The 12238-nt window shown below is 65.0% G+C and carries 7 protein-coding genes; 4 read left to right on the top strand and 3 right to left on the bottom strand.

Annotated elements, in window-relative coordinates; translation table 11 throughout:
• Nucleotides 1–179: 179 nt before the first annotated feature.
• From CKO40_RS17155 to CKO40_RS17145, 3 genes are all read right to left on the bottom strand, one after another.
• Nucleotides 180–1289 (bottom strand): osmoprotectant NAGGN system M42 family peptidase, encoded by a 1110-nt coding sequence (locus CKO40_RS17155; protein ID WP_200347672.1) that lies wholly within the window; start codon nucleotides 1287–1289, stop codon nucleotides 180–182.
• Complete coding sequence (gene ngg, locus CKO40_RS17150) at nucleotides 1286–3034, bottom strand: N-acetylglutaminylglutamine synthetase (RefSeq protein WP_200347671.1); 1749 nt, start codon at nucleotides 3032–3034, stop codon at nucleotides 1286–1288. The genes CKO40_RS17155 and ngg overlap by 4 nt, the downstream gene beginning before the upstream one ends.
• Before the next feature lie 117 nt (nucleotides 3035–3151).
• Entirely contained in the window at nucleotides 3152–4927 is a 1776-nt protein-coding gene (locus tag CKO40_RS17145) for an N-acetylglutaminylglutamine amidotransferase (RefSeq protein WP_200347670.1), read from the bottom strand.
• Between the two features lie 620 nt (nucleotides 4928–5547).
• On the opposite strand from CKO40_RS17145, the gene folE reads away from it, so the two are divergent.
• The 4 genes from folE to CKO40_RS17125 all read left to right on the top strand — a co-directional run bounded on the left by folE (nucleotide 5548) and on the right by CKO40_RS17125 (nucleotide 12178).
• Complete coding sequence (folE, locus tag CKO40_RS17140; protein ID WP_200347669.1) at nucleotides 5548–6186, top strand: GTP cyclohydrolase I FolE; 639 nt, start codon at nucleotides 5548–5550, stop codon at nucleotides 6184–6186.
• Between the two features lie 124 nt (nucleotides 6187–6310).
• The gene (locus tag CKO40_RS17135; RefSeq protein WP_200347668.1) at nucleotides 6311–6874 is read left to right on the top strand and encodes a hypothetical protein; all 564 of its coding nucleotides are present in this window, start codon (nucleotides 6311–6313) and stop codon (nucleotides 6872–6874) included.
• A 272-nt stretch (nucleotides 6875–7146) separates the two neighbouring features.
• Entirely contained in the window at nucleotides 7147–10254 is a 3108-nt protein-coding gene (locus CKO40_RS17130) for a multiheme c-type cytochrome (RefSeq protein ID WP_200347667.1), read from the top strand.
• Nucleotides 10255–10264: 10 nt separating this feature from the next.
• Entirely contained in the window at nucleotides 10265–12178 is a 1914-nt protein-coding gene (locus CKO40_RS17125) for an FG-GAP-like repeat-containing protein (RefSeq protein WP_200347666.1), read from the top strand.
• Nucleotides 12179–12238: the final 60 nt, after the last annotated feature.

The raw sequence follows: 12238 nt of genomic DNA, 5'->3' as shown, positions 1-12238 counted from the left end.
TCGAGGAGCGTCGCCGGGAGCATAGCCGGGCTATGTGACCGGCGGCGCGACGAAGAAGGCGAGCGAAAAGACCAGCAAGGCGGTATGAGCTTTGACAGAAATCGCCTAAGCCCGAGCACGCGACGAAACATCCACCGAACCGCGCGGAACCCGAGCCGGCTCAAGCGCACCGGTGGCTGCTAGCCCGGCACCGTCGGGAAGCCCGCCCGCGGCCCCATCTCATAGCGGTCGCGCGCGTACAGCGGTGGCGACTGCATATAGATCGCGACCAGCTCAGCGATCGACTCCAACGCATCCTGGTGGATGCGCTCGTAGCCGTGTGACGCATCGATGCCGAAGGTCACCAATGCCGTGCGTACATCGTTGCCGGCCTCAAGCGCCGCCGCACTGTCCGAACGGTAGTATTTGAAGACATCACGCTGATGCGGAAGCTGGAATTCCTGACAGATCTGGATGATCCGGTGCGTGAGGTGATAGTCGAACGGGCCGCTCATATCGGCCATGCAGATGGTCGTGCCGAACTCGCTCGAGTTCTGCCCGGGCGCGGTGGTACCGTTATCGATGGTCAGCATCTCGGCGACGTCCTGATGCAGCGCGGCCGATGCGCCGGAACCGACCTCCTCCGAGATCGTAAACAGCGGATGACAATCCACCGGCAACCGCACATCGCCCTCCCGCGTCGCCTTGACCGCGGCAAGCAGCAGCGCGGCGCCCGCCTTATCGTCAAGGTGGCGGGCGTTGATGAAGCCGGTCGCCGTGATCTCTGGCGCGGTGTCGACCGCAACGAAGTCGCCAACGTGGACACCGAGCTGCAGCAGCCCCTCGAGATCGAACACGCGCTCGTCGATCCGAAACTCGACGTTCTCCCAACCGCCGGGTTGGCTGTCGATCTCCGGTCCGAATGTATGGCCGGAGGCCTTCAGCGGCAGGATCGTGCCCCGGTGCTGGCCGATATCGGTGAACAGCGTGCAGCGCGCGCCCTCGGCAAAGCGGGAATTCCAATGACCGACCGGCACCAGCTGCAGCCGGCCGTTCGGCTTCAGCGCCTTGACCATCGCACCAAGCGTATCGATGTGCGCGACAATCGCCTTATTGGGCCGCTCCGTCTCGCCCTTCAGCGTCGCCCGGATGGCGCCGCGGCGGGTCAACTCGAAGGGGACATCCAGACGCTCGAGCTCCTCACAGACCAGGTGCACGACCCGGTCCGTATAGCCTGACGGGCTCGGCGTGAACAAGAGTTTCAGCAGGATATCCAGCAGGTATTCGGTGTCGATTCGGAGATGCTTCAAGCGCGGAGCTCCCGGGCAGCTGTCTGCGGAAAGAGCAGATCGACGAAGCGCTCAGCGGTTGGCTGGGGCTCGTGATTCGCAAGCCCCGGCCGCTCATTGGCCTCGATGATCACATAGTCGGACGCGGTGACGTCCGGTACCAAGAAATCCAGGCCAGTCACCGGAATGTCAAGCGCGCGGGCGGCCTTGCAGGCCGCCTGCGCCAGCGCCGGACTCAGATTGTCGGTCACGTCATGGATAGTCCCGCCAGTGTGCAGATTCGCCGTCTTGCGGACAACCAGTGTCTGGCCGTAGGGCAACATATCCTCCATCCTGAAGCCGGCCTCCCGGATGCAGCGCTCGGTCTCGGCATCGACCGGAATCGACGACTCACCGCTCGTAGCGGCACGCCGGCGCCGACTCTGGATCTGGATCAGCTCACCGATGTTGTGGGCACCCGTACCGACGATCTGGGCAGGACGACGAATCGCCGCGGCTACGACCTCAAAGTTGATCACGATGATGCGCAGGTCCGCACCGGTACAGAACTCCTCCAGGATCACCGTCTCGCAGATCCGTCGGGCGTTCTTGATGGCCTGCTCGAGGTCATTCGGATCACGGATATCGACACTGATGCCGGCCCCCTGCTCGCCGCGGGCCGGCTTGACGACGACGCTCCCATGGCGTGTCAGGAAGGCCTCGGCCTGATCAAGGGCCTCGTACTCGCATTGATCCGGCACCCGCAGACCGGAGCGCTTGAGCAGACGCTGGGTCACGACCTTATCGTCGCAGCGGCTCATCGCCACCGCAGTGGTCAGTTCGCTCAATGACTCGCGGCAGACGATCCGCCGTCCGCCGAGCCCGAGCGCGAAATAGCCCGCTTCGGCATCGATCACCTCGATCCCGATACCACGGCGTCGCGCCTCGTTAACGATGATCGCCGCGTAGGGATTGAGCTGCGCCGCGGGCTGCTTACCGATGAATAAGGGCTCGTTGTAGGCATTCTTGTTCTTGAGCGCGAACACCGGCACGCGCTCGAAACCGAGCTTTTCGTAGAGCCGGATCGCGCCCTTGTTGTCGTGCATCACCGACAGGTCGAGGAAGGAGCGCCCACGCGCCTGATAGAACTCGGCAACCTGCCGGACCAGCGTCTCGCCGATCCCGGGATAAGGGGCCTGGGAGTCCACTGCCAGTGCCCATAAGCTGGCGCCGCGCTCGACGTCTCCAAATGCCTCGACATGGTCGACGCCGTTGACACAGCCGAGGATACCCCCGTCCTGCTCGTCCTGCGCGACCCAGAACTGGATCACCCGGGAGGCGCGCTGCTCCCAGATGAACTCGGCATTCGGCGGCACCATGCGCCGCGCCGCGTACAGCCGGTGCACGGCCTCGGCATCGGCTCGGCTGTTGAGCAGCCGGACGACGAAGCCCTTTGGGCGCCGATGCGAATACTGGTAGCGGTCGAGCCAGAGGCGAAAGGTGTGCGACGGGTCCAGAAACAGGTCCTGCGGCGCATAGGATAGGACCACATGCGGATCGCGCAGATACATCGCGACGTCGCGTCGACCGGATCGTTCCTCCTGCAGGCAGCGGGCGAGGCGCTGCGGGTCATTGAAGGTCTGGCCGAAGATCAGGCGGCCCCAACCACAGTCGACCGCCGTCTCCGACCAGATCTCGTTCTCGTGCCGCCGCTCGTTGTCCCAGCTGCTGACCGACTGCGCCCGCCGACGTTCGAGCCGGTGGTGGATATGCTCTCGCGTGCTCATTGCGCTGTCCCCTCGTCCCGGTTCGTCCGGTTATCTGCTGTCGTGACTTCAAGGCGCCTTCGGCTGCGGCCGTTCGGCCAATCCGAAGGTCCTTCCTCCCAGCAAGGGCCCGGCGCGTCAGATGCCCTGCTCTTGTAACCAGAGCTCAAGCAGGGTGACCTGCCACAATTTGGAGCCTCGCAGCGGCGTGATGTGCTCATCTGGTGCATCGAGCAGCTGCTTGACGTAGTCGGGCTGGAACAGCTCGCGCTCGCGTGCACGCTGGCTGAGCACTGTCTCCCGCATCATCTCCAGCACCTCGCCGCGCGGGTATTTCAATGCCGGGACCGGGAAATAGCCCTTGGGCCGGTCGATGACCTCGCTGGGGATGATCCGGCGGCCGACGGCCTTGAGCACACATTTACCCTCATCGCAAAGTTTGTGCCGCGCCGGAATCCGCGCCGCGAGCTCGACCAGCTCATGGTCGAGGAAGGGCACCCGCGCCTCGAGGCCGGCCGCCATCGTCATGTTGTCGACGCGTTTGACCGGGTCATCGACCAGCATGATCTGCTGATCGATCCGCAGCGCCTTATCGACCGCTGCCTCGGCACCGGGCAGCGCGAAATGCCCGCGGATGAACGCGCGGCTGTAGTCCTCGCCGTGCAGCCGCGGATGGACCGCGCGCCGGTATTCGTCGTGATCGCGATCGCAGAATACGCGCGCATAATCGGCCGCCGGGTCTTGGCTCTCGAGCATCGGCGGATACCAGTGGTAACCGCCGAAGACCTCGTCGGCGCCCTGCCCGCTCTGCACCACCTTGACATGCTTGGCGACCTCCTGCGAGAGCAGGTAGAAGCCGATCACGTCGTGGCTGACCATCGGCTCCGACATCGCCCGCACACAGCCCGGCAGGCTCGAGAGCAGCCGATTGCGCGAGTCGACCTGGATCTTGTGGTGCTCGGTGCCATAGTGCTGAGCAATGATGTCCGAGTATTGGAACTCGTCGCCGGCCTCGTCGCCGACGCTCTCGAAGCCGACCGAGAAGGTGTTCAGGCCACGCTGACCCTGCTCGGCCAAGAGGCCGACGATCAGGCTGGAGTCGAGTCCGCCCGAGAGCAGCACGCCGACATCGACATCGGCGACCAGCCGGCGGTCGACCGCGGTGCGCAGCGACGCCAGCACCCGCTCCTGCCAATCCTCGAAGCTCAGCGCCTGCTCCTCGGCGCTGGCGACGAATTGAGGCTGCCAGTACTGGTGCTCGCGGGCCTGGCCATTGGGCTCGATCACCCGGATGGTCGCCGGCGGCAACTTGCGCGCCCCGCGCAGGATCGTGTGCGGCGCCGGCACCACCGCATGGAAGTGCATGTAGTAGTGCAGCGCCACCGGGTCGAGGTCGGTGTCGATGCCGCCGCCGGCGAGCAAGGCCGGCAGGGTCGAGGCAAATCGCAAGGCGCCGGGCTGCTCGGCATAGTAAAAGGGCTTGATGCCGAGGCGATCGCGCGCCAGCGTCAGCCGGCCGCTGTCGCGCTCGGCGATCGCGAACGCGAACATGCCATGGAAGCGCTGCACGCAGTCGGCTCCCCAGGCATGGAACGCCTTCAAGATGACCTCGGTATCGCTGTGCGAGAAGAAGCGATAGCCCTTGCCCTGGAGCTCCTCGCGCAACTGCTTGTAGTTGTAGATGCAGCCGTTGAAGCCGATCGTCAGCCCCAGGTCGCTATCGACCATGGGCTGATTCCCGTGTGCGCTGAGATCGATGATGCTCAGCCGGCGATGACCGAGCGCGATCGGACCTTGCTGGACCAGACCGCTGCCGTCCGGCCCGCGCGGCTCCATGCTCTGGTTGGCAGCGGCCAGCGCGCCTAGGTCGATCGGCTGACCATCGAAGCGGATCTCACCGCAGAATCCACACATCAGGATATCCTCGAGGTATTAGGTTGAAAACGGGACAGGCACCACAGGAGCCCAGCAGCCACTGTGCCAACGGGGCCAGGCTCGGGCCAAGCGGGAACGGGCCAGAGACAATACGGTCAGATCGCAGCCGGGATGCGTCCATCCACGAGCGCAGGCCGCGAGCACAGGCGGCAACGACGAGCGACCAGCGCGCAGACTGCCTGCTGATCGACTTCAGGCACCTGACACCGGGGACGGATTGCCCCGGCCGGCACGGAATGGGCAAGAAGCGAATGACGCCACTCCGGTTGGTTGGATCACGCGAGCGCCGCAGCGGTCGCGGTCGAGCCGGGATCGACAATGGGGATCAGTGACTCGCGGGTCGAAGATGAGAGACGGATCACACTGTCCGTATAACCAATAGTCTACCTAAACCCGCTCGGCCCTTCCATTGATCGCGGCCGAGCCTCGATGGCGGTCGCATTTCGCGTCCGGCGCCCCTACTGTTCGCTAGCACGTCAGACGACGGACGTACTCAGGGAGAGACCAAGCCGTTCCCCGTCCCGGCCCAACGCCGCCGCTTGGACGAGCGAGGCCCAAGGCTTTCTCCGAGCCCGTCGCCGCACAGGAAACGAAGCAACATGCCTGCACACAACAAGCTCTCGCGCCTCCAGAACGATGGACACTATGCCGACAGCTTCGAGCCGAACGACGAGCGCGAGGTATACGATGCCGACAAGGAGGGGCTGGTCCGCCAACTCCTTGGCCGACTCGTCGAAGATCCCGATCGCGAAGGGCTGAAACGCACTCCGTTACGGGTTGCCAAGGCGCTGGACTTCTTGACCAGCGGGTACAGGATGTCGGCCGAAGCCATCATCAAGAACGCGCTGTTCGAGGAAGATGTGCGCGAGATGGTGATCGTTCGCGACATTGAGTTCTATAGTCTCTGCGAGCACCACATGCTCCCGTTCTTTGGCCATGCGCATGTCGGCTACCTGCCCAATGGCAAGGTTGTCGGACTGAGCAAGATCGCACGCGTGGTCGATGTCTTCGCGCGCCGGCTTCAGGTCCAGGAGCGGCTGACCAGTCAGGTCGCCGACGCATTGATGCAGCACCTCGGCGCCCACGGTGTTGCGGTGGTGATGGAGGCGAGCCACACCTGCATGATGATGCGCGGCGTCCAGAAGCAGAGCAGCACGACGATCTCCAGCGCGATGCGCGGAACCTTCGAGTCCGATGCCCGCACCCGCGCAGAATTCATGGGGTTCCTCGAGCGCTGAGGCGCGCTGACCCGGCAGCGCCCGACCTGCTGCGCGCGCCACGCCGCACCGAAAGAACCGAACGATCCGCCCAGAGCAAGCGATCTAGAGCAAGCGATCTAGAGCAAGCGATCCAGAGCAAGCGATGCCAGAGTTTCCCGACCGCCATGAGCAGATCCGATTGGCCCATGCCGAATTCATTCGCCAGGTGGCTCAGACCTGCGGCCGACCTGAACAGCATCAGACCTTCGAGGCCCTGCTGACACAGGCCGAGCAGCAGGGCTGGAGCGCATTGGTCGCCAGCATCCGGCGCATTGCCGGCGGTGAGCGCGACCGCACCCTGTTTGCCGGCTTGGATGAAGAGGACCAGATCATCGCTGATGCGATCCTGCGCGGTCTGCAGGACCCGAGCAGCTTGCCCGATCCAGCCCAGCGTCAGGACCCGACCCTCGCTGCGCCGGGGCTGGCACACATGATTCATGCGGCGGGCACCGGTCATCCCGAGGCCTTGATGCTGATCGGGAATATGGCCGAGCAGATGAGCTCTGTCGGCGGACCGATGGCGCGGCTCGCGGCCATCATCCGGCCGCTGATCAACGGCGAGCGCGACGCACAACAGCTGACGCGCGGGATGGACAGCCAAGGCCGACAGCTGGTACTGGACTTGCTCGACGAGCTCAGCCGGCTCGAAGGGCCTTCACCCTCTTAGGAGCCCGAACAGAATAGCTCATTTAACCTTTAAAATCAGTTCCTTGTGCGATTAAAGCGGGCGTTTTGATCGCAACGTTTAGAAGCCCAACGTCCATGGCAAGGTGCCACCCGGGACACAGCCCACCCCCCAGCCTACCGCGCAGCAGCCTCGCCCAAGCGTTCAGCCTGCTGTGGCGCAATTCGCGATAACGTCGACGCGTCGGCGCGCTAGACTATGCAGATGACGCTGGTGCGCCAGCGTCGCGGCTTCAATCCAGGTCGTCGTGCGTCATGGTCCGCCCGCACTCCAACCCGCGTCCAGCCCCTCCGCCCGCAGCACTCTCCCCGGCCCTGCGCCGGTTGCTCTGGATCATCTCGTTCCCAACGGGCCTGCTCGCGGTCAATTCACTCTACCTGCTCGCGATCAGGCTGACCGAACATCTCAGCGGCGCCGGATTGCAAAATCCATTCTATCTGACAATGTTCCTCGCCCACCTCGGGCTCGGCCTGCTGCTCGTCGTGCCGACCCTGGTCTTCGGCGCGCTGCATTTCCGGCGGGCACAGCTGCGGCCGAACCGCTACGCGATCCGCGCCGGCATGGGTCTCTACCTAACACTGGTGCTGCTGTTCGGCTCCGGCATCCTATTGACCCGTTTCGGCTTCTTCGAGATCAACGACCCCGACGTGCGCGCCATCGCATACTGGGTCCATGTGGTGACCCCACTCGCGGCAATCTGGCTCTTCCTGCTGCATCGTCTGGCTGGTCCGCCGCTGCGCTGGCGGCTTGCCGCGAGCTGGGCCGGCGCCGCAATCAGTGTCAGTCTGATTGCCGTAGCGCTGCACCTGCTCTGGGCAGCGCCGAGTCCACGGCTCGAGCGCGCCTTCATGCCCGCACTGGCGAAGGTGCCGGTGGCGGACAGCGCACAGCCGCCGATCCCGGCCGACCACCTGATGGGCGATGCCGCCTGCGCCGAGTGCCATGCCGATATCGCGAAGCGTCACGCCGGCTCGATGCATCGCTTCAGCTCGTTCAACAACCCCGCCTACAAGAAGACGATCGAAGACACCCGAGCCGAATTGTTGGCGCGCGATGGTCATCTCGAGGCCAGCCGGCTCTGCGCTGTCTGCCACGATCCGGTGCCGCTGTTCTCAGGGCGTTTCGATGACGCGGAATATGATCCGGCGACCGATCCGGCCGCCGAGGCCGGCATCACCTGCCTGAGCTGCCACGCGATCAGCGCGATCAACAGTCCGCGCGGCAACGGCGATTACACCCTGATCGATCCTCCCCGTTATCCGTTCGCGTTCAGCGACAATCCCCTCCTTCGATCGCTGAACCGGCAGTTGATCAAGGCCAAACCGGCCTTCCACAAGCGCACCCTACTCAAGCCGGTGCACCGCTCGCCGGAGTTTTGCTCCGGCTGCCACAAGGTCCACCTGCCCCCAGAGCTGAATCACTATCGATGGCTGCGCGGCCAGAACCATTTCGACAGCTTCCGACTCAGCGGCGTCTCCGGGCATCGGGTCGACAGCTTCTACTATCCGGAGCAGGCCAAGGCCGGCTGCAATGGCTGCCATATGCCGCTGCAGGCATCGAACGACCCCGCTGCCAGAGTGTTTGACGCGCGGGGCGAACGCGCCGTCCATGATCACCTCTTTGCGGCAGCCAATACTGCCGTCGCCAAGATGGTCAGCCGGCCCGAGGCCGAAAACGCCGCGCGCGTCGCAATGATGCAGCAGGCCGCGCGCGTCGACCTCTTCGGCCTCAAAGAGGGAGGGCGCATCGAAGGCAAGCTGCACGCCCCACTGCGCCCTGCGCGTCCGGTGCTCAGCCCTGGCGCGGCCTATCTACTCGAGATCGTGGTCCGCACCGACGGCATCGGCCACGCCCTGACTCAAGGAACAGCCGATTCGAACGAGGTCTGGCTGGAGGTCGAGGCCAGTCTCGAGACCCGCGGCGGAACAGGCATCGAGCCAGACCTCGCGCCCGGCCTCGGGGCCGGCACGCGAACTGGTCCGGGAGCCAACACCCGAGACAAGCTCGCCGCGAGCGGCAAGCCGGGCAATGATTCAGCGGTCAGGATTTCTGTCCCGCCTGCAGGCCAGCCCGCAAGCCGGCCCGCAAGCCAGCCCGCAAACCGGCCCACAAGCCGGCCAGACGGCGGTGACGGCAACGCAAATGCGCGCGTCATCGGCCGATCAGGCGCGCTCGCGGACGACGGCAGCGCCGATGAATGGGCCTGGTTCGGCAACGCCTATCTGCTCGACCGCGACGGCAATCGCATCGAACGGCGCAACGCACAGGACATCTTCGTCGCACTCTACGATCACCAGATCCCGCCCGGCGCGGCCACCGTGGTGCATTATCGGCTCGAAGTGCCCGCCAATGCCCGCGGCACGCTCCGGCTCGACGCCGCGCTGCGTTATCGGAAGTTCGATACCCGCTTCTACCGATACCTGCTCGGCGATGCCTTCCAACGCAATGACCTGCCGATCACGACGCTGGCGCGCGATCAGCTAGTGCTGCCAATCGGTACTGAGAGGGAGGTCACCACCGCATCAACCGAGGGTGCAAGAGTCCCTCCCCATCTGCCTCAGGCTCGCCCGGATGACCCGGTCGCCGCGATCCCAGCCTGGCAACGCTGGAACGACTACGGTATCGGCCTATTGCGCCAGGGCAAGCGCGGCGAATCACGCCAGGCCGAGGCCGCATTCAAGCAAGTCGAGGCACTCGGCGGCGCCCCGGGACCGCTCAATCTCGCCCGCGTGCTGCATCGCGAAGGCCGCCTCGAGGAGGCCGCTGCGGCGCTCGCACGCGCTCAAGCCGCTGAACTCCCCCATGGCGAGGCACCGCCATGGACCCTCGCCTGGTACACGGCGCTGATCGCCCGCGACCTCGGCGACCTCGACCGCGCCATCGATGCCCTGGAGGCCTTGGCCGAGACCCGCTTCAGCGATGCCCGAGCGCGTGGCTTCGATTTCAGCGGCGACGACCGGATGCTGGTCGAGCTCGGCCGCACCCTCTACGAGCGCGCCCGCCGCGAGCGGGGGCCAGAGCGCCAAGCCACGCGGCGGGAATACCTGATCCGCGCACGAGCGCGGCTGGAGCAGGCGCTCGGGCTCGACCCCGAGAGCGCCGCAGCGCACCACAACCTGAGCCTGGTCCTCGCCGAGCTCGGCGAGCCGGTGCCCGCAAGCGAGCATCGCCAGCTGCATGAACAGTATCGGACCGACGACAACGCGGTCGAGCGGGCAGTGAGCCTCCATCGAAGCCGCAATCCGGCTGCCGACCACGCCGCCGAAGCGGTCGCGATCTACACGCTCGCCGCGCCAGTCTCAGACACCGCACAAGCACAAGCACAAGCACAAGCACAAGCACAAGCACAAGCACAAGATTAAGCGCGCGCCAGTGAACAACGCAACCCCCAATCGACTCAATCGCGGCGAGGCCCGCATCAGACGCGCCTTCCTGATCTCGGTCACACTCATCGTCGCTGCGGCCGTGGCCGGCCTGTTTACGCTCCTGCTCCTTGGTCGGGACGAGCCAAGCCCCGAGATCGATGATGCCGAGATCGCAACACCGGTGGTTCCCCCCTCGCGGGTCACCGGCACCCAAACCGGAGCCGGCGCCAGGGCCGACGGCGCAAACGCCGAAGCCGAGGCCGGAACACCTCCGCCGCTTCCGTTCACCGACATCACCGAGCAGGCCGGTATCGATTTTGTCCACATCAACGGCGCGTACGGAGACAGGCTCATGCCGGAGACGATCGGCAGCGGCGCCGCGTTCTTCGACTACGACCGCGACGGCGACCAGGACCTCTTCCTGGTCAACTCCCGCGAATGGCGCGAGCATCAAACCCTTGAGACGCCGCCGACCCAGGCGCTCTATCGCAACGACGGCAGCGGCCGTTTCGAGGACGTCACAGCCGAGGCTGGACTCGCCATCACCACCTACGGCATGGGCGTCGCAATCGGCGACATCGACGGCGACGACTGGCCCGACCTCTATCTCACCTCGTTGAACGAGAACAGGCTGTTCCGCAACCGCGGCGACGGCACCTTCGAGGAGATGACCGAGCTCGCCGGGGTCGGCGGGGCCGAGGACCTCTGGTCGTCGAGCGCAGCCTTTATCGACTATGACCGCGACGGCGACCTCGATCTCTTCGTCGTCAACTACGTCGACTGGTCGCCGAAGATCGACCTTGAGATCGACTTCCGGCTCACGGGCCTCGGACGTGCTTACGGTGCCCCGCTCAACTTCGTCGGCACCAATAACCAGCTCTACCGCAACGATGGTAATGGCCGCTTCACCGATGTCTCACGTGAGGCGGGCATCCTGGTCTTCGACGAGGTCAGCAGAATGCCGGTCGGCAAGGGCCTCGGCGTCGTCGCAACCGACCTCGACCGCGACGGCTGGGAAGACCTGGTGGTCGTCAACGACACCGTCCGCAACTTCCTATTCCGCAACCGCGGCGACGGCACCTTCGAGGAGACCGCGATCTTCGACGGCATCGCCTACGACCGCAACGGCAAGGCCACCTCGGCGATGGGCGTCGATGCCGCACGCTTCAGCGATAACGGCGAGCTCGCGATCGCAGTCGGCAACTTCGCCAACGAGATGGCCTCGCTCTTCGTCACCACCAACGGCCACCCGCCGTTCGTCGATGAAGCGGTGATCCAAGGGCTCGGCCCGGCCTCGCGCATCCCGTTGACGTTCGGACTGCTGTTCACCGACCTCGACCTCGATGGGCGCGAAGACCTGGTCCTGGCCAATGGCCACCTTGAGCATGAGATCCACAAGGTCCAACAGAGCCAGCATTATGCCCAGCCGCCATCGCTGTTCTGGAACTGCGGCGACCGCTGCGGTGAGCGCTTCGTCCCACTGCAACCACCGAATGCCGAGCTCGGCGATTTCGCGCAGAACCTGGTAGGTCGCGGTATCAGCTACGCCGATATCGATGCCGACGGCGATCTTGACCTACTGATCACACAAAACGGACGACGCCCGGCCCTGCTGCGCAACGACCAGCAGACAGGCCATCATTGGCTGCGGCTTGAGCTCGTCGGACAACCCCCGAACACTGGGGCAATCGGCGCGCGGGTTAACTGGACGGTCAATGGCATTACCCATGAGCGTGCGGTGCAGCCAACACGGGGCTATCTCTCGCAGGTCGAGCTTCCAGTCACAATCGGCTTGGGTACGGCAGACGAACCAGCAGCGATCTCGATCCAGATCACCTGGCCGGACGGGTCCGAACAGACGCTCCAACCCGATCGGCTCGACACAACCTTGCGCATCACGCAGCCAGAGACCCCATCCTGAACAACAGCGTTGCGCCCTTTAAGAGCCAACTGCCGAAGCGCTCAATCTATACCCGAAGCA

The sequence above is a fragment of the Halochromatium glycolicum genome (assembly GCF_016584085.1).
GTDB classification, from domain to species: domain Bacteria; phylum Pseudomonadota; class Gammaproteobacteria; order Chromatiales; family Chromatiaceae; genus Lamprobacter; species Lamprobacter glycolicus.
This window is presented reverse-complemented; position numbering and strand designations above follow the sequence as displayed.

Excerpts from the sequence above, each read along its gene's own strand:
- CKO40_RS17135 (WP_200347668.1), top strand. The coding sequence starts at position 6,311 with ATGCCAGAGTTTCCCGACCGCCATGAGCAGATCCGATTGGCCCATGCC.
- ngg (WP_200347671.1), bottom strand. The coding sequence starts at position 3,034 with ATGAGCACGCGAGAGCATATCCACCACCGGCTCGAACGTCGGCGGGCG.
- CKO40_RS17130 (WP_200347667.1), top strand. The coding sequence starts at position 7,147 with ATGGTCCGCCCGCACTCCAACCCGCGTCCAGCCCCTCCGCCCGCAGCA.
- CKO40_RS17145 (WP_200347670.1), bottom strand. The coding sequence starts at position 4,927 with ATGTGTGGATTCTGCGGTGAGATCCGCTTCGATGGTCAGCCGATCGAC.
- folE (WP_200347669.1), top strand. The coding sequence starts at position 5,548 with ATGCCTGCACACAACAAGCTCTCGCGCCTCCAGAACGATGGACACTAT.